At 60.4% G+C, this 15,929-nt stretch carries 19 protein-coding genes and 1 pseudogene; 16 read left to right on the top strand and 4 right to left on the bottom strand.

From position 1 onward, the window contains the following. Positions 1-73 precede the first annotated feature (73 nt). The 8 genes from livH to PspCFBP13508_RS18635 all read left to right on the top strand — a co-directional run bounded on the left by livH (position 74) and on the right by PspCFBP13508_RS18635 (position 6,454). Positions 74-997, top strand: coding sequence for a high-affinity branched-chain amino acid ABC transporter permease LivH (livH, locus tag PspCFBP13508_RS18675; RefSeq protein WP_016771355.1), 924 nt, complete (start codon positions 74-76; stop codon positions 995-997). Beyond that, complete coding sequence (locus PspCFBP13508_RS18670) at positions 994-2,250, top strand: high-affinity branched-chain amino acid ABC transporter permease LivM (protein WP_016771356.1); 1,257 nt, start codon at positions 994-996, stop codon at positions 2,248-2,250. The genes livH and PspCFBP13508_RS18670 overlap by 4 nt, the downstream gene beginning before the upstream one ends. After that, positions 2,247-3,014: a high-affinity branched-chain amino acid ABC transporter ATP-binding protein LivG gene (gene livG / locus PspCFBP13508_RS18665; protein WP_016771357.1), complete on the top strand. Its 768-nt coding sequence runs from the start codon at positions 2,247-2,249 to the stop codon at positions 3,012-3,014. Before PspCFBP13508_RS18670 ends, livG begins: the two co-directional genes overlap by 4 nt. Beyond that, complete coding sequence (locus PspCFBP13508_RS18660) at positions 3,015-3,716, top strand: ABC transporter ATP-binding protein (RefSeq protein WP_003222380.1); 702 nt, start codon at positions 3,015-3,017, stop codon at positions 3,714-3,716. A gap of 291 nt (positions 3,717-4,007) precedes the next feature. Beyond that, entirely contained in the window at positions 4,008-4,313 is a 306-nt protein-coding gene (locus PspCFBP13508_RS18650; protein WP_130901036.1) for a DUF2282 domain-containing protein, read from the top strand. Positions 4,314-4,338: 25 nt separating this feature from the next. Further along, positions 4,339-5,226, top strand: a complete 888-nt coding sequence (locus PspCFBP13508_RS18645; RefSeq protein WP_137215366.1) for a DUF692 domain-containing protein — start codon at positions 4,339-4,341, stop codon at positions 5,224-5,226. Next, positions 5,223-5,981 (top strand): DNA-binding domain-containing protein, encoded by a 759-nt coding sequence (locus PspCFBP13508_RS18640; protein ID WP_016771360.1) that lies wholly within the window; start codon positions 5,223-5,225, stop codon positions 5,979-5,981. The genes PspCFBP13508_RS18645 and PspCFBP13508_RS18640 overlap by 4 nt, the downstream gene beginning before the upstream one ends. Next, the gene (locus tag PspCFBP13508_RS18635; protein WP_137215365.1) at positions 5,978-6,454 is read left to right on the top strand and encodes a DoxX family protein; all 477 of its coding nucleotides are present in this window, start codon (positions 5,978-5,980) and stop codon (positions 6,452-6,454) included. Before PspCFBP13508_RS18640 ends, PspCFBP13508_RS18635 begins: the two co-directional genes overlap by 4 nt. Before the next feature lie 111 nt (positions 6,455-6,565). Here the strand turns inward: PspCFBP13508_RS18635 and PspCFBP13508_RS18630 are convergent, their stop codons facing one another. Next, positions 6,566-7,480, bottom strand: coding sequence for a LysR family transcriptional regulator (locus PspCFBP13508_RS18630; RefSeq protein ID WP_137215364.1), 915 nt, complete (start codon positions 7,478-7,480; stop codon positions 6,566-6,568). 104 nt (positions 7,481-7,584) lie between these two features. Here PspCFBP13508_RS18630 and PspCFBP13508_RS18625 point away from each other — a divergent pair, with 104 nt between their 5' ends. From PspCFBP13508_RS18625 to PspCFBP13508_RS18615, 3 genes are all read left to right on the top strand, one after another. Further along, positions 7,585-8,184, top strand: a complete 600-nt coding sequence (locus PspCFBP13508_RS18625; protein ID WP_110600024.1) for a short chain dehydrogenase — start codon at positions 7,585-7,587, stop codon at positions 8,182-8,184. Between the two features lie 60 nt (positions 8,185-8,244). Next, a complete protein-coding gene (locus PspCFBP13508_RS18620) occupies positions 8,245-8,898 on the top strand; it encodes a hypothetical protein (RefSeq protein WP_110645952.1) in 654 nt (217 codons plus the stop codon). A gap of 96 nt (positions 8,899-8,994) precedes the next feature. Beyond that, a complete protein-coding gene (locus tag PspCFBP13508_RS18615) occupies positions 8,995-10,608 on the top strand; it encodes an NAD(P)/FAD-dependent oxidoreductase (RefSeq protein WP_137215363.1) in 1,614 nt (537 codons plus the stop codon). A 138-nt stretch (positions 10,609-10,746) separates the two neighbouring features. Here PspCFBP13508_RS18615 and PspCFBP13508_RS18610 read toward each other — a convergent pair whose 3' ends face one another. Beyond that, positions 10,747-11,841 carry a PLP-dependent cysteine synthase family protein gene (locus tag PspCFBP13508_RS18610; RefSeq protein ID WP_130912012.1) on the bottom strand — a complete coding sequence of 365 codons (1,095 nt, stop codon included), beginning with the start codon at positions 11,839-11,841 and terminating at the stop codon, positions 10,747-10,749. Between the two features lie 250 nt (positions 11,842-12,091). On the opposite strand from PspCFBP13508_RS18610, the gene nhaA reads away from it, so the two are divergent. The 5 genes and pseudogenes from nhaA to PspCFBP13508_RS18585 all read left to right on the top strand — a co-directional run bounded on the left by nhaA (position 12,092) and on the right by PspCFBP13508_RS18585 (position 14,548). Next, a complete protein-coding gene (gene nhaA / locus PspCFBP13508_RS18605) occupies positions 12,092-13,276 on the top strand; it encodes a Na+/H+ antiporter NhaA (protein WP_122505756.1) in 1,185 nt (394 codons plus the stop codon). A 248-nt stretch (positions 13,277-13,524) separates the two neighbouring features. Then, a pseudogene (locus PspCFBP13508_RS18600) lies at positions 13,525-13,770 on the top strand (colicin E3/pyocin S6 family cytotoxin); the annotation flags it as partial. Positions 13,771-13,777: 7 nt separating this feature from the next. After that, on the top strand, positions 13,778-14,029 hold the full coding sequence (locus PspCFBP13508_RS18595) for a colicin E3-like toxin immunity protein (protein ID WP_095180548.1): 252 nt from the start codon (positions 13,778-13,780) through the stop codon (positions 14,027-14,029). After that, positions 14,030-14,275 (top strand): colicin E3-like toxin immunity protein, encoded by a 246-nt coding sequence (locus PspCFBP13508_RS18590; protein WP_095180547.1) that lies wholly within the window; start codon positions 14,030-14,032, stop codon positions 14,273-14,275. Positions 14,276-14,350: 75 nt separating this feature from the next. Next, a complete protein-coding gene (locus PspCFBP13508_RS18585) occupies positions 14,351-14,548 on the top strand; it encodes a pyocin S6 family toxin immunity protein (protein WP_343287072.1) in 198 nt (65 codons plus the stop codon). Positions 14,549-14,621: 73 nt separating this feature from the next. On the opposite strand, the gene PspCFBP13508_RS18580 is transcribed toward PspCFBP13508_RS18585, so the two are convergent. After that, positions 14,622-15,086: a glycine zipper 2TM domain-containing protein gene (locus PspCFBP13508_RS18580; RefSeq protein ID WP_016771369.1), complete on the bottom strand. Its 465-nt coding sequence runs from the start codon at positions 15,084-15,086 to the stop codon at positions 14,622-14,624. A gap of 180 nt (positions 15,087-15,266) precedes the next feature. After that, positions 15,267-15,914, bottom strand: a complete 648-nt coding sequence (gene pdxH, locus PspCFBP13508_RS18575) for a pyridoxamine 5'-phosphate oxidase (RefSeq protein ID WP_137215362.1) — start codon at positions 15,912-15,914, stop codon at positions 15,267-15,269. Positions 15,915-15,929: the final 15 nt, after the last annotated feature.

Raw genomic sequence — 15,929 nt, 5'->3', positions numbered from 1 at the left:
ATAGAGATCCACGGGGCCGGGCGGGAAAATGACTCCACCAGTGAAATGCGTACAGGTTTTTAGGAGCGCTGTAATGCCTGACCTCTATCACTTCTTCCAACAGCTGGTTAACGGCCTCAACGTTGGCAGCATGTATGCCCTGATCGCCATCGGCTACACGATGGTCTACGGCATCATTGGAATGATCAACTTCGCCCACGGCGAGGTGTACATGATCGGTTCCTACGTGGCCTTCATCGCCATCGCCGGGCTGACCATGATGGGACTCGACAGTGTCCCGCTGTTGATGACCGCGGCGTTCATCGCCAGCATCGTCGTCACCAGTTCCTACGGTTACAGCATCGAACGGATCGCCTACCGCCCCCTGCGCGGCAGCAACCGTCTGATCCCGCTGATTTCTGCCATCGGTATGTCGATCTTCCTGCAGAACACCGTTCTGCTGGCGCAAGACTCCAAGGACAAAGCTATCCCCAACCTGATCCCGGGCAACTTCGCCTTCGGTCCGGGTGGCGCACAAGAAGTGCTGATTTCCTACATGCAGATCGTGGTGTTCGTGGTGACCCTGATCGCCATGCTCGGCCTGACCCTGTTCATCTCCCGTTCCCGCCTGGGCCGCGCCTGCCGCGCCTGTGCCGAGGACATCAAGATGGCCAACCTGCTCGGCATCAACACCAACAACATCATCGCCCTGACCTTCGTCATCGGTGCTGCGCTGGCAGCTGTTGCAGCAGTCCTGCTGAGCATGCAATACGGCGTGATCAACCCGAACGCCGGTTTCCTCGTCGGCCTCAAGGCCTTCACCGCTGCGGTACTGGGCGGCATCGGCAGCATCCCCGGGGCCATGCTCGGCGGTCTGGTGCTCGGTGTAGCGGAAGCGTTCGGTGCCGATATCTTCGGCGACCAGTACAAGGACGTCGTTGCGTTCGGCCTGCTGGTTCTGGTGCTGTTGTTCCGTCCGACCGGCATTCTGGGCCGTCCGGAGGTTGAGAAAGTATGACTAGAAATCTTAAACAGGCATTGTTCAGTGCCTTGCTGGTGTGGGCCGTGGCCTACCCGGTATTGGGTCTGAAACTGACCATCGTCGGCATCAATCTGGAAGTGCACAACACCAGCCCTGCGGTACTCGCGACCATCGCGATCTGCTCGGTGCTGATGTTCTTGCGCGTGCTGTTCAACCAGCAGATCAGCAAGGCCTGGCGCTCCTCGCCGGGCATGCCGTTGATCCCGGCCAAGGCCAGCAACTTCCTGACCCTGCCAACCACCCAGCGCTATTTCATCATTGCGCTGATTCTGATCGCCCTGGTCTGGCCGTTCTTCGGCTCCCGTGGCGCGGTGGATATCGCAACGCTGATCCTGATCTACGTGATGCTCGGCCTGGGCCTGAACATCGTTGTCGGTCTGGCCGGTCTGCTTGATCTGGGGTACGTCGGTTTCTACGCCGTCGGCGCCTACAGCTACGCGCTGCTGTCGCATTACTACGGCTTGAGCTTCTGGATCTGCCTGCCGATTGCCGGCCTGATGGCGGCGACGTTCGGCTTCCTGCTGGGCTTCCCGGTGTTGCGTCTGCGCGGCGACTATCTGGCGATCGTGACCTTGGGTTTCGGCGAGATCATCCGTCTGTTCCTGCGTAACCTGACCGACATCACCGGTGGCCCGAACGGCATCAGCAACATCGAGAAACCGACGTTCTTCGGTCTGACCTTCGAGCGCAAAGCCGCCGAAGGCCTGCAGACGTTCCACGAGTATTTCGGCCTGCAATACAACTCGATCAACAAGGTGATCTTCCTTTACCTGGTTGCGCTGTTGCTCGCACTGGCCGCGCTGTTCGTGATCAACCGTCTGCTGCGCATGCCGATCGGTCGTGCGTGGGAAGCGCTGCGTGAAGACGAAATCGCCTGCCGTGCGCTGGGCCTGAACCCGACCGTGATCAAGCTTTCCGCGTTCACCCTCGGTGCTGCGTTCGCCGGTTTCGCCGGCAGCTTCTTCGCCGCGCGTCAGGGCCTGGTGACGCCCGAGTCGTTCACCTTCATCGAGTCGGCGATCATCCTCGCCATCGTCGTATTGGGTGGCATGGGCTCGCAACTGGGCGTGATTCTGGCGGCGATCGTGATGATCCTGTTGCCGGAAATGATGCGTGAGTTCAGCGAATACCGCATGTTGATGTTCGGTGCGCTGATGGTGCTGATGATGATCTGGCGTCCACAAGGTCTGCTGCCGATGCAACGCCCACACATGGAGTTGCGCAAATGAGCCGCGAGATCCTTAAAGTCGAAAATCTGAGCATGCGCTTCGGCGGCTTGCTCGCGGTCAACGGCGTGGCGCTGACCGTCAAGGAAAAACAGGTAGTTGCACTGATCGGCCCGAACGGCGCCGGCAAGACCACCGTGTTCAACTGCCTGACCGGCTTCTATCAGCCTACCGGCGGCAGCATCCTGCTCGACGGCGAGCCGATCCAGGGCCTGCCGGGCCACAAGATCGCCCTCAAAGGCGTGGTGCGTACCTTCCAGAACGTGCGTTTGTTCAAGGACATGACTGCCGTCGAGAACCTGTTGATCGCCCAGCACCGTCACTTGAACACCAACTTCCTGTCCGGCCTGTTCAAGACCCCGGCGTTCCGCAAAAGCGAGCGCGAGGCGATGGAATTTGCCGAGTACTGGCTGGAAAAGGTCAACCTCAAAGAGTTCGCCAACCGCACCGCCGGCACCCTCGCCTACGGCCAGCAACGGCGTCTGGAAATCGCCCGCTGCATGATGACCCGTCCGCGGATTCTCATGCTCGACGAACCAGCCGCCGGCCTGAACCCGAAGGAAACCGAAGACCTCAAGGCGCTGATCGGTGTGTTGCGCGAAGAGCACAACGTCACCGTGCTGCTGATCGAACACGACATGAAACTGGTCATGAGCATTTCCGACCACATCGTCGTGATCAACCAGGGCACACCGTTGGCCGACGGCACGCCGGAACAGATCCGCGACAATCCTGAAGTGATCAAAGCCTACCTGGGGGAAGCGTAAATGCTGCAGTTCGAAAACGTTTCCACCTTCTACGGCAAGATCCAGGCCTTGCACAGCGTCAACGTCGAAGTCCGTCAGGGCGAAATCGTGACGCTGATCGGCGCCAACGGTGCCGGCAAATCCACGCTGCTGATGACGCTGTGCGGTTCGCCGCAGGCCCACAGCGGCAGCATCCGCTACATGGGTGAGGAACTGGTCGGCCAGGACTCGTCGCAGATCATGCGCAAGAGCATCGCCGTGGTCCCGGAAGGGCGTCGGGTGTTTGCCCGTCTGACCGTTGAAGAAAACCTGTCGATGGGCGGATTTTTCACCGACAAGGGCGACTATCAGGAACAGATGGACAAGGTTCTCGGACTTTTCCCACGCTTGAAAGAGCGCTTCAACCAGCGCGGCGGCACCATGTCCGGCGGCGAACAGCAAATGCTCGCCATCGGCCGCGCGCTGATGAGCAAGCCCAAGCTGCTGCTGCTCGACGAGCCATCGCTGGGCCTGGCGCCGATCATCATCCAGCAGATCTTCGACATCATCGAACAGCTGCGCAAGGACGGTGTGACGGTGTTCCTGGTCGAGCAGAACGCCAACCAGGCGCTGAAAATCGCTGACCGCGCCTACGTTCTGGAGAACGGCCGCGTGGTCATGCAAGGCACCGGTGAAGCGCTGCTGACCGATCCGAAAGTACGCGAGGCGTACCTCGGCGGTTGAGTGTTATCGCTGCACAAAAAAACGGCCTTCGGGCCGTTTTTTGTTTCCTGAGCACCACCAAGGTAACCCTGTGGGAGCGAGCCTGCTCGCGAAAGCGCTCTGTCATTCAACATCATGGGTGCCTGACACACCGCCTTCGCGAGCAGGCTCGCTCCCACAGGGATACCGCTGAATCCGAAATTTTTCATAAATTTCTCGCCCCGCCTGTAACGCATCCCCCCACCCGTTCTCTAGAGGGACAAGCAAGCGCAAACCGCTTGCAGAAACCCTGATAAAAACTGGAGAAACATCATGACTGCGACTACCCGTACCCTGTCCGCTACCGCCCTGGTTCTGGCCCTCGGTTCCGCTCTGAGCATCGCCACTGTCTCCACCGCCCATGCCGCCGATGCCAACATGGAAAAATGCTTCGGCGTGGCCATGAAGGGTAAGAACGATTGCGCCGCAGGTGCCGGGACTACCTGCGCCGGCACGGCGAAAATGGACTACCAGGCCAACGCCTGGAAGCTCGTTCCGAAAGGCACCTGCGCCACCACCGAAAGCAAAACCTCGCCGACCGGCTTCGGTCAGCTCGAAGCCTTCAAAGCCAAGTCCTGATCCACGGCCTGCCTGAGTGACGCCCATGTTCAGTCATCACGAACCGTCCCTGCCGCGCACTCAGGCAGCTCGCACCGAGCTCCCTGCCCGCGCCGGGCTGGGGCTCAAGACCGGGCACTTCCTCGAAGTGCTCGGCTCCGTACCGGACCTCGGTTTCTTCGAAGTCCACGCCGAAAACTACATGGTGGCCGGCGGCCCGTTTCATCATTTTCTCGGTCTGATTCGCGAACAGTACCCGCTGTCATTGCACGGCGTGGGCCTGTCGATCGGTGGCGAAGGCGCGCTGGACAGCCAGCACCTCAAACGCCTCGCCGAGCTGATCGAGCGCTATCAACCGCAAGCCTTTTCCGAACATCTGGCATGGTCGAGCCACGGCCCGGTGTTCCTCAATGACCTGCTGCCACTGGCTTACGACACGCCGACGCTGAACCGCGTCTGTGCGCACATCGACCAGGTGCAGAACACTCTGAAACGACCGATGCTGCTGGAGAACCCGGCGACCTATCTGGGATTTGCGCACTCGACGATCGACGAGGCCGAGTTCATCGCCGAAGTGATCCGCCGCAGCGGCTGCGGCTTGTTGCTCGACGTCAATAATGTCTACGTGTCGTGCATAAACCATCAGCGCGATCCTCTGGCCTACCTCGATGCGTTACCGCTGCACGCGGTCGGCGAGATTCATCTGGCCGGCTTCGCTGAAGATTGCGACAACCTCGGCGACCGCTTGCTGATCGACGATCACGGCGCGCCTATTGATCAGGCCGTCTGGGATCTGTACCGGCAAGTGCTGCAACGTATCGGCCCGGTGGCGACGCTGATCGAACGCGATAACCAGGTGCCGGCCTTCGACGTTTTGCTCGCCGAAGCGCAGCAAGCCGAGACGCTTTTGCGCCGCGCGGAGCGTGCGGCATGAGCACGCAAGCGGACTTCGCCGCCGCCCTGCTCAATGCGCAACTGCCGTATCCCAAGGGCCTGTGCAGCCGCAACGGCGCCGATCCGTCGCGACGTTTTGCGGTGTATCGCAACAACGTGCAGAGCTCGTTGATCAATGCCCTGGCCGACAGCTATCCGGTGGTGCTGCAATTGGTCGGCGAGGAGTTCTTCCGCGCCATGGCAGCGATTTTCGTCCAGAGTCAGCCGCCACACAGTCCGTTGATGAGCCGCTATGGCGAAGACTTCGCCGACTTCATCGCAGAGTTTGAACCCATCGCCGGCGTGCCTTATGTCGCTGATGTTGCGCGCCTTGAGCATCTGCGCACTGTCGCCTACCACGCCGCTGATGCGCAGCCGATACGGCCTGAACAAGTCAGTGCCGCGCTGGCCGATCCGCAGTCGCTGACTGAGCTGTGTTTCGAACTGCATCCCTCGCTGCACCTGCTCGACTCAGCCTACGCCGTTGTCGCGATCTGGGCCGCGCATCAGCAGGAGCCAACTCTGGCGGGCATTGGCCTGAATCAAGGCCAGCACGCTCTGGTGCTGCGCAATGGTCTCGACGTTGAGGTGTTTGCGCTTGAACCAGGTGCGAGCGTGTTCCTTCGTCATCTGCTCCAGGGCTCGCCACTGCTCGCGGCGGCAGAAAACAGCCCGCCGTTCGATCTCGCCCAAACCCTCGCCTTACTGATTGCGCATAACGCGATCACGCAGCTGAATTACAAGGAGTTGCTATGAACGCTTTTATCCTGCGCGTCATCGCGCTGTTGGAAAAAATCCCGCACAGCCTGATTGCCTTCATCGCGCGTTTCTCCATTGCCGCGGTGTTCTGGAAATCCGGGCAAACCAAGGTCGAAGGATTGGCCGTCGATTTGATTGACGGCACCTTTGAACTGGGCTGGCCACGTTTGGCCGATTCGACGATTCCGCTGTTTCAGAGCGAGTACAACCTGCCGCTGCTGTCGCCGGAAATTGCCGCGCATCTGGCGGCTTTTGCCGAGCATGTGTTTCCGCTGCTGATCCTGCTCGGCTTCGCCACACGGTTTTCGGCGCTGGCACTGCTGGGCATGACCCTGACCATTCAACTGTTTGTCTACCCGGATGCCTACCCGACCCACGGCACCTGGGCGGCGGTGTTGCTGTACCTGATGGCGACCGGGCCGGGCAAATTGTCGATCGACCAGCTGATTGCCCGCCGTTTCGCAAAATAAGATCCCCCCTGTGGGAGCGAGCCTGCTCGCGAAAGCGGTGTGTCATTCAACATCGGTATCGACTGATACTGACGCATTCGCGAGCAGGCTCGCTCCCACAGGGAAATCACATCAGCGTTGCAGTCGATCCAGCGCCTCGCCACTGCGCTTGAACCAGCCCATCAGATAATCCGCGAGCACCTGCGTGCGCTTGGGCAATCCACCCTGATACGGGTGCACCAGATACATCGGCATGCGTCGGGTCTGGTAATCGCGCAGCAACCAGCGCAAGCGACCGTCCGCCAGTTCCGCTTGCAGCAGATACGACGGCAAACGCGCGATGCCGGCGCCGGACAGCGCTGCTTTCTTCAACAGGCTGTAGTGATTGCTGGCAAACGGACCCGAAACCCGCACCCGCAACAACTCGTGCTGCTGGTGATACAGCCATTCTTCGCGACCGCTGTAATGGCTGTTGAGCAGACAACGATGCTCGGCCAAGGCATGCGGCGTCGCCGGCTCGCCGAAGCGCTCGAGGTAGGCCGGGCTGGCGCAGGTCATTTCGTGCCACGCCAACAGCGGCCTGGCCACCAGCCGATCGTCATTGGCCACTTCGGCACGAATCGCCAGATCAAAGCCATCGCGGGACAGATCGCGATAACTGTTGTTCAGCTCCAACTCGATCTGCACCTGCGGGTATTGCCCGGAAAACTCCAGCAACAAGCCATCGAAGAAGGTCTCGCCGAGCGACACCGGAACGGTCATGCGCACCGGGCCGGCCATGTCGTCCTTCAACCGCGCCAACGCCTGCCGCGCGCGTTCGACCTGGACCACCAGCGCCTGCGCCTGCGGCAGCAGCGCCGCCCCCGCTGCCGTCAGGCTCAAGCGCCGGGTCGTGCGTTGCAGCAACACCACACTGTATTGTGCCTCGAGCTGGCTGATGCGCTTGGATAACTGGCCCTTGCTGCAGCCCAACTGCTGCGCGGCCAGGGTAAAACTGCCGGCCTCGATCAGTACGGCGAAAGCGGCAAGGTCATCCATTTCGCTCATGGATTGTTTCCATTTGAAAACCAAAGGTTGCCTATTAGTGCGCTTATCCGCAGAAAAAACCACTCTAGACTGAAACCTCATTCACACACATGAGGTACAGCTCGATGAAAATTCTGTTGATAGGCGCAGGCGGCACCATCGGTTCGGCGGTGGACAAAGAATTGTCGCAACGCCACGAGGTCATTCGTATCGGTCGTAACAGCGGTGACTTGCAAGTGGATATCAGCGACAGCGCGTCGATCCGCAAGCTGTTCGAACAGACCGGCAAGTTCGATGCCTTGATCTGCGCGGCGGGCAACGTGACGTTTGCAGCGCTGGACGAGATGACTGGGGACAGCTTCGCCCTCGGCCTGAAAGACAAGCTGATGGGCCAGGTCAACCTGCTGCTGATCGGCCGCGAGTTCGCCAATGACGGCGCCTCATTCACCTTTACCACCGGCGTGCTCAGCCACGATCCGATTCGCAGCGGCGCCTCGGCAGCGTTGGTCAACGGCGCCCTCGACAGCTTCGTCCGCGCCGCCGCCATCGAACTGCCACGCGGCCTGCGGGTGAACTCGGTGAGCCCGACCGTGCTGACCGAAGCCCTGGGCAAATACGCACCCTATTTCCGTGGCTTCAAGCCGGTTGCTGCAGCGGAAGTGGCATTGGCCTACGCGAAAAGTGTCGAAGGCCTGCAAACAGGGCAGACGTTTCACGTGGGTTAAGGCCCTTGTGATGAACGGTCAGGCTGCGTAACGTGGCGACACTTGTCTGGAGAGCCAAAGATGCGTGTTGCCCGTTCGTTCGTCCTCGTTGCCCTGCTGCCGATGTTTGCCGCCTGCCAGTTGTTCGACGGCCAGCGTGAAAGTGTGTCCCATGCCGGGCAGACGCGGATGCAGGGGCAACTGACCGCCGCCGACGGCAAACTGGTGTTCCAGCCGTGCCAGGAGCAGCGGCAACTGGTGGTCAACGACATCGGCGGCACCAGCGTCCTGCAAGAAGCCGCCACCCTCGCCGACGAGCAGGGCAAGCTGTTTGCCGATGTGCGCGGCAAGGTTTCCGGCGATCGTCTCGACCTCGGCCAGTTGTATCGCGTCGAGCGCTCGGGCACGGCCTGCGACGATCCGAATTTCAAACTGCTGATCCTGCGCGCCGCCGGTCATGGCCCGGAATGGAACGTCAAGGTCAGCGGCAAAGGCATGGTCATCGAGCGCGACGGCCAGCCGCCGCTGGCCGTGCCGTATGTGGAAGAGCAACTGGGCGACGGCCGCTTCAATCTCAGCAGCGAAGCCAACAACCAGCGCATCGAATTGTGGGTCGCGCCACAGCGCTGCGTCGACAGCAGCACCGGCAGCGTGCAGCACATGAGCGCCGAGTTGCGTATCGACGGTCAGGTGCAGCGCGGCTGCGGCTATTTCGGCGGCGCGCGTAACGACTGATCGTTTTTCCCCCACGGATCCGCTCGCGGCGGCTTATAATCGCCGCCTTCAAACGCCCTGGCGCAGTTGTGCGCCCCGCGAATCCGGATCCCCGCCATGTTACGAATCACTGAACTCAAGCTGCCAATCGACCATCCCGAAGAAGACCTGCGCGTCGCCATCGTGCAACGCCTGGGCATCGCCAGCGATGATCTGCTCGATTTCACCTTGTTCAAGCGCAGCTATGACGCGCGCAAAAAGTCCTCCGAGCTGTGCTTCATCTACACCATCGACCTCAACGTACGCGACGAGGCCAGAGTGTTGGGCAAGTTCGCCGACGACCGTAACGTCAACGTGGCGCCGGATGTCAGCTACAAATTCGTCGGCCAGGCACCGAGCGATCTCGGCCAGCGGCCGATCGTCGTCGGTTTCGGCCCGTGCGGCATCTTCGCCGGCCTGCTGCTGGCGCAGATGGGCTTCAAACCGATCATTCTCGAACGCGGCACCGAAGTCCGTCAGCGCACCAAGGACACCTGGGGCCTGTGGCGCAAAAGCGTGCTCAATCCCGAGTCCAACGTACAGTTTGGCGAAGGCGGCGCGGGCACGTTCTCCGACGGCAAGCTGTACAGCCAGATCAAGGACCCGAAATTCCTCGGCCGCAAAGTCCTGCACGAGTTCGTCAAGGCCGGCGCGCCGGAAGAAATTCTCTACGTCAGCAAGCCGCACATCGGTACGTTCCGCCTCACCGGTATGGTCGAAAACATGCGCGAGCAGATCCGCGAACTGGGCGGTGAAGTGCGCTTCGGGGAGCGCGTCAGCGACGTGCTGATCGAAGACGGCCAACTGGTCGGCGTACAACTGGCCAGCGGCGAAACCCTGCATTCGAAGCATGTGGTTCTGGCCCTCGGCCACAGTGCCCGCGACACCTTCCGCATGCTCCACAGCCGTGGCGTGTTCATGGAGGCCAAGCCGTTCTCGGTGGGCTTCCGCATCGAGCACCCGCAATCGCTGATCGACCGTGCGCGTCTGGGCAAATACGCCGGCCACCCGAAACTCGGCGCTGCCGATTACAAACTGGTGCACCACGCCAAGAACGGGCGTTCGGTGTACAGCTTCTGCATGTGCCCGGGCGGCACCGTGGTCGCTGCGACGTCGGAACCGAATCGCGTGGTCACCAATGGCATGAGCCAGTACTCGCGTAACGAGCGTAATGCCAACTCCGGCATCGTCGTCGGCATCACCCCGGAAGTCGATTATCCGGGCGGCCCGCTCGCCGGTATCGAGTTGCAGGAGCGCCTGGAATCCCACGCGTTCATCCTTGGCGGCAGCGACTACAAGGCCCCGGCGCAACTGGTTGGCGACTTCATCAACGGCAAGCCGTCGACCGAACTGGGCGAAGTCGAGCCTTCGTACAAACCAGGCGTGACGCTGGGCGATCTGGCCTTGGCGCTGCCGGATTTTGCCATTGAGGCGATCCGTGAAGCCTTGCCCGCGTTCGAGAAGCAGATTCGCGGTTATTCCCTCCACGACGCCGTGCTGACCGGAATCGAGACCCGCACTTCATCGCCGCTGCGCATCACCCGCAACGAGTCGCTGCAGAGCATGAACGTCAAGGGCCTGTTCCCGGCCGGTGAAGGCGCGGGTTATGCCGGCGGGATTCTTTCGGCGGGTGTCGACGGGATTCGTATTGCCGAAGCAGTGGCTCGCGATATCCTCGGCGTCGACGCCTGATCCGCAAAGTTCGCAACAACGCAAAACCCAGTGGGAGCGAGCCTGCTCGCGAAAGCGGTCTGTCACTCAACGAAGTTGTTGAATGTGACTCCGCCTTCGCGAGCAGGCTCGCTCCCACAGTGGTTTCTGCATTTGGCTTTAGATGTTCGCGCGCAGCACCGAGGTCGGCAGCGCCTCCCCGCGCTCGGCACTCGCCGCCACCGCTGCAATCAAATCACCCAGTTCATACCCTTGCGCTTTCAGCCACTCCTGATCGTAATACGTGTCGGCATAACGCTCGCCGCCATCGCACAGGATCGCCACGATCGACCCCGACTGCCCCGCCGCTTTCATCTGCTGCGCTGCCATCAGCGCACCGATCAAATTGGTCCCGCTCGACCCGCCGACATGCCGCCCCAAACGCTGCGCCAGATAATGCATGGCCGCCAGGGACAGGGCGTCCGGCACCTTGACCATCGCATCGATCACCTTGGGCAGGAACGACGCTTCGACCCGAGGCCGGCCAATGCCTTCTATGCGCGAGCCGCAGTCCAGGCGCAGGCTGGCATCTCCGGTCTGGTAAAAATCGAAGAACACCGAACGCTCGGCATCGGCACACAACACGCGGGTGCAGTGCTGGCGATAGCGCACGTAGCGGCCGAGGGTCGCGGTGGTGCCACCGGTGCCGGGGCTGGAAATCAGCCAGGTCGGCTCAGGGTGTTTTTCGTAGCGCATCTGCTGGAAGATCGACTCGGCGATGTTGTTGTTCGCTCGCCAGTCGGTGGCACGTTCGGCGTAAGTGAACTGGTCGATGAAGTGACCGCCATGCTCGCGGGCCAGGCGCTCGGATTCGGCGTAGATCTGCGTCGGATCCTGCACCAGATGACTCTGGCCACCGTAAAAGGCAATCTGGGCAATCTTCTCTTTCGAGGTGGTCGCGGGCATCACCGCGATAAACGGCAAACCGAGCATGCGCGCGAAATACGCTTCGGAGATCGCCGTCGAGCCGCTGGATGCCTCGATCACTGGCGCGCCGGGTTTCAGCCAGCCGTTACACAGCGCGTAAAGGAACAGCGAACGGGCCAGGCGATGCTTGAGGCTGCCGGTCGGGTGGCTGGATTCGTCCTTGAAATACAACTCGATGCCGGCAAAACCGGGCAGCGGCAAAGGGATCAGGTGGGTGTCGGCGCTGCGCTGGAAGTCCGCCTCGATGATGCGGATGGCTTCGCGTGCCCACTGTCGGTTGTCGCTCATGGTTTCGGTTCTCATTGAATCAAGCAGGAGATCGGTCTCCTGAAAAGGTCTGCCGCAAGCTTAGGAAAAATCCCGCAGGCGGCAAAGATACAGCTGAGTCTCAATGTGTCAGGCAACTGCTAGGCTCAGTGCTGCCCGAACCAGACAGCCTGTAACGACATATAACAAAAAAGAATATAACTTTTGTTTTAACAACTAACGGTACGGGTTAGGGTAGCCCATCTTTTTCACGATTCCATGGAGAGCGACCTTGCCTCTGCGTAGCACTTTCACGCGTTTCTTTCAGTTGGAAGCCGCCAGCGGTCTGCTATTGATCGCCGCCGCCGTTCTCGCGCTGATCATCAATAACTCACCGCTGTCGTGGCTGTACACCGGCCTGCTCGACACTCCGGTGGTGGCGCAGATCGGCGCGTTGAAAATCGCCAAACCTCTGCTGCTGTGGATCAACGACGGCCTGATGGCGATGTTCTTCCTGCTGATCGGTCTGGAAGTCAAACGCGAAGTGCTCGACGGCCAGTTGTCCAAGCCCTCGCAGATCGTCTTGCCCGGCGCAGCGGCGATCGGCGGCATGCTGGTGCCGGCGCTGATCTACTGGTTCCTCAACCGCGACAACCCCGCGGCCCTGAGTGGCTGGGCCATTCCGACCGCCACCGACATCGCCTTCGCCCTCGGCGTACTGGCGCTGCTCGGCAAGCGCGTGCCGGTGTCGCTGAAACTGTTCCTGATGACCCTGGCGATCATCGATGACCTCGGCGCCATCGTCATCATCGCAATCTTCTATTCCGGCGAACTCTCGACCCTGTCCCTTGGCCTGGCGGCTGCGTGCATTGCCGCGCTGGTGGCGATGAACCGGCTCGGCGTGGTCAAGCTCGGGCCGTACATGATCATCGGCCTGATCCTCTGGGTCTGCGTGCTCAAGAGCGGTGTCCACGCGACACTGGCCGGCGTGACCCTGGCTTTCTGCATTCCCCTGCGCACGAAAAACGCCGAGTCGTCGCCGCTGCTGACCCTCGAACACGCGCTGCACCCCTGGGTCGCCTACGGCATCCTGCCCCTTTTCGCCTTCGCCAACGCCGGCCTGTCGCTGAGCGGCGTCACCGTCGAAAGCTTCACCCACGACGTACCGATGGGCATCGCCATCGGCCTGCTGCTGGGCAAGACCGTCGGCGTGTTCGGCCTGACCTGGCTGGCGGTCAAGATCGGCATCGCCGCCCTGCCCCAAGGCGCCAACTGGGGCCAGGTCCTCGGCGTGGCGATCCTCTGCGGCATCGGCTTCACCATGAGCCTGTTCGTCGGCTCGCTGGCCTTCGAACCGGGCGTGAGTGATTACGCCGGCATGGATCGCATGGGCATCCTCACCGGCTCGATCCTCGCGGCGGTGATTGGCTATGCGGTGACGGCGGCGGCGAGTCGCAAGAATTCACAACTGCAATAACCCCTGTGGCGAGGGAGCTTCACCCCTCGCCGCAGATTTCTCGCCTCAGAGTTACGCAGCGAACAATCCCCACTTCATTAGCGACGCGTCCTACAGCCACACTTTCCCCGCTTCGATAACGTCGTGCGGCCCCCACTCGAGGGGCTGTCGATGGTGAACGAAGGGACGATCAGTGGCGCGGAACAAGGACATTCCCCGGGTGCAAAACCCACCGCAGGGCGACGGACAATACCTATCACCCCGCCCCCGATACGTCGGATATCACAGCCTTTCCCGATTTAAGAAGAGCAAAAAAGAAAACGCCGTTCAACGGTGGGCTCCGGGATCGCTGGATCAATGCAAAAGGCCGAATAATTTATGAATGGGACTATTTACATGGCGAGCTTGAAGCCTATCGCGCAAGTGATGGCAGCCATTTAGGCTCTTACGACCACAGAACTGGTGAACAGATAGATCCACCCAAAAAAAACCGTAGTATTAAAAAATATTTATGAGGATTACATGGGACTCAAAGCCAGACTCGAATGGTACGACCAACAAACCGAACTGGGTGAGGGGGAGGAACTGTCGAAAGATTTTGGCGAGGACGGCTCATTAATGGAAGCATTAGGCCTACCGTCGAAAAGCTTCAATAACGGCGGATTTGATGTAAAAGCCGATTGGATCAAGACTCTCCAGCCCCACTTCCAGCATTCCATTCAATTTTCTTCTTACGACTATCAGGTATCGTTCGTTTACCGGGATCAATGGTAGATGGGACTGGAACTGAGATTGGAATGGTACGACACAGCAACCTTGGAGTTTCAGGGGGAAGAGTCGTCAAAAGACCTGGGTGGTGACGAGTCAGTGTTAAACGCCTTGGGGATTCCCGCCGCGGACAACATCAACAATGGCAGTTTCAACGTCGCTCAAAATTGGCTCGCCACCATTCAGCCGTATTTTCAACATCAAATCGATTTGAGAGTTCACGACTATCAAATTTCGTTTGACTACGGCTAACAGCCCCGGAAGTATTAGCTCCATGCACTTTCTTTTAATTACCGGTTTTTTCCCTGACGAAGCCAAGACGACTCCTTGCAATTCGAGCTGGATATCACAGGCAGCGAGATGAATGAAAAAGTGGCCCAGCTCATTGAATCCAAGCCCTTGGATGAGGTGGAACCCGGCGAGTTGTTGTTAACTCTGGATCAGGTCACCGCATTGGAAAACCTGCTCGACGTCAGTTTTCCAAAGGGCCTCGAATACTTCATGGGCACCTGCGCCACATACTGAATGAACAATTCACAAGCAAAGAAAAACCCCGACCAGTCACCTGATCGGGGTTTTCTTTTACCCGGTTTCCCGCTTAGTGCGAAACGCGGCTGGTTCCGCCAACGGTGGAAATCCGTACCCGCTCGCCAACGCGGAATACTTCATTTTCCTGAACCTGCTGCACATAGGCGCGCATGCTGCCGTCGTCTTCGCGGACGGTGATTTCCACGCCCTGGGTGCGGGTCAGGCCTTCTTCGGTGGCCGAGCCAAGCAGGCCGCCGGCCACTGCGCCGATGACCGCAGCGACGATGCTGCCCTTGCCGCCGCCGATGGCGCTGCCGCCGACGCCGCCGACCACGGCGCCTGCTGCGCCACCGATCGGGGTCTTGGTGCCTTCGATTTTTACCGGTCGCAGGGATTCGATGGTGCCCATGCGAATCGTCTGCACACGACGCGCTTCGTCACGGGAGTAGGAGTCGCCAGTGAGGCTCGATTGGCAGCCGGTCAGCAACATCGCCATCGTCGAAAAGGAAGCAACCAGCAGAACAGACTTACGCATAGCATCAACTCCAAAAGAACATGTGTTCATTAAACTCCGTGGCCTGGCGCCTGTCACGACACCACCCGGATAAAATTGGCTTCCATTCAGGCTGGGTACAGATGCCCGCGAGCGTCCCACTTAAAGTAGCGTGAAATCATCGATCCTGCGCCATTGCCCTTTATCCGCTCGGTAGACTGCTCAGGGTGCCAGTCGTTCAAGAATCCACTCGGCGCCCTGGAGGCGGTAGTTGAGGCGATCGTGCAGGCGGCTCGGACGGCCCTGCCAGAACTCGATGCGCTCAGGCACCAAGCGGTAACCACCCCAATGTTCCGGGCAATGCGGCTGAGTGTCGCTGAAGCGTTGCTCGGTGGCCTTGAGCAAATCTTCCAGTTCGCCACGACCGTTGATGACCCGGCTCTGCGGCGAGGCCCAAGCGCCGAGGCGGCTGCCCAGCGGACGCACTTGATAATAGGCATCGGACTCTTGCGCCGTGACCTTGACCACCCGCCCCTCGATGCGCACCTGGCGCTCCAGGGTTGGCCAGAAGAAGGTCATGGCGGCAAACGGGTTGGCCGCCAGCTGCTGGCCCTTGGCGCTGTCGTAGTTGGTGAAGAAGGTGAAGCCCTGCTCGTCCAGGCCCTTGAGCAACAGAATGCGGCAATGCGGACGACCGTCGGCGTCGACCGTGGCCAGGGTCATGGCATTGGCTTCCACCGGCGCCTGCTCGGTTTTCACCGCGTCGGCGAACCACTGGTGAAACAGCGCAAACGGCTCGGCCGGGGCTTGCGCCTCGGTCAAACCGTCACGGGTGTAGTCGCGACGCATATCGGCCAGAGCCTGGGTCATGGCGGATTCCTTTTC

Source organism: Pseudomonas sp. CFBP13508 (assembly GCF_005233515.1).
In the GTDB taxonomy this organism is placed as follows: Bacteria; Pseudomonadota; Gammaproteobacteria; order Pseudomonadales; family Pseudomonadaceae; genus Aquipseudomonas; species Aquipseudomonas mercuritolerans.
This window is presented reverse-complemented; position numbering and strand designations above follow the sequence as displayed.

What these genes read in the sequence shown, in the direction of transcription:
- livH (WP_016771355.1), top strand. Translation starts at nt 74, where the DNA reads ATGCCTGACCTCTATCACTTCTTCCAACAGCTGGTTAACGGCCTCAAC.
- PspCFBP13508_RS18670 (WP_016771356.1), top strand. Translation starts at nt 994, where the DNA reads ATGACTAGAAATCTTAAACAGGCATTGTTCAGTGCCTTGCTGGTGTGG.
- livG (WP_016771357.1), top strand. Translation starts at nt 2,247, where the DNA reads ATGAGCCGCGAGATCCTTAAAGTCGAAAATCTGAGCATGCGCTTCGGC.
- PspCFBP13508_RS18660 (WP_003222380.1), top strand. Translation starts at nt 3,015, where the DNA reads ATGCTGCAGTTCGAAAACGTTTCCACCTTCTACGGCAAGATCCAGGCC.
- PspCFBP13508_RS18650 (WP_130901036.1), top strand. Translation starts at nt 4,008, where the DNA reads ATGACTGCGACTACCCGTACCCTGTCCGCTACCGCCCTGGTTCTGGCC.
- PspCFBP13508_RS18645 (WP_137215366.1), top strand. Translation starts at nt 4,339, where the DNA reads ATGTTCAGTCATCACGAACCGTCCCTGCCGCGCACTCAGGCAGCTCGC.
- PspCFBP13508_RS18640 (WP_016771360.1), top strand. Translation starts at nt 5,223, where the DNA reads ATGAGCACGCAAGCGGACTTCGCCGCCGCCCTGCTCAATGCGCAACTG.
- PspCFBP13508_RS18635 (WP_137215365.1), top strand. Translation starts at nt 5,978, where the DNA reads ATGAACGCTTTTATCCTGCGCGTCATCGCGCTGTTGGAAAAAATCCCG.
- PspCFBP13508_RS18630 (WP_137215364.1), bottom strand. Translation starts at nt 7,480, where the DNA reads ATGAGCGAAATGGATGACCTTGCCGCTTTCGCCGTACTGATCGAGGCC.
- PspCFBP13508_RS18625 (WP_110600024.1), top strand. Translation starts at nt 7,585, where the DNA reads ATGAAAATTCTGTTGATAGGCGCAGGCGGCACCATCGGTTCGGCGGTG.
- PspCFBP13508_RS18620 (WP_110645952.1), top strand. Translation starts at nt 8,245, where the DNA reads ATGCGTGTTGCCCGTTCGTTCGTCCTCGTTGCCCTGCTGCCGATGTTT.
- PspCFBP13508_RS18615 (WP_137215363.1), top strand. Translation starts at nt 8,995, where the DNA reads ATGTTACGAATCACTGAACTCAAGCTGCCAATCGACCATCCCGAAGAA.
- PspCFBP13508_RS18610 (WP_130912012.1), bottom strand. Translation starts at nt 11,841, where the DNA reads ATGAGCGACAACCGACAGTGGGCACGCGAAGCCATCCGCATCATCGAG.
- PspCFBP13508_RS18595 (WP_095180548.1), top strand. Translation starts at nt 13,778, where the DNA reads ATGGGACTCAAAGCCAGACTCGAATGGTACGACCAACAAACCGAACTG.
- PspCFBP13508_RS18590 (WP_095180547.1), top strand. Translation starts at nt 14,030, where the DNA reads ATGGGACTGGAACTGAGATTGGAATGGTACGACACAGCAACCTTGGAG.
- PspCFBP13508_RS18580 (WP_016771369.1), bottom strand. Translation starts at nt 15,086, where the DNA reads ATGCGTAAGTCTGTTCTGCTGGTTGCTTCCTTTTCGACGATGGCGATG.
- pdxH (WP_137215362.1), bottom strand. Translation starts at nt 15,914, where the DNA reads ATGACCCAGGCTCTGGCCGATATGCGTCGCGACTACACCCGTGACGGT.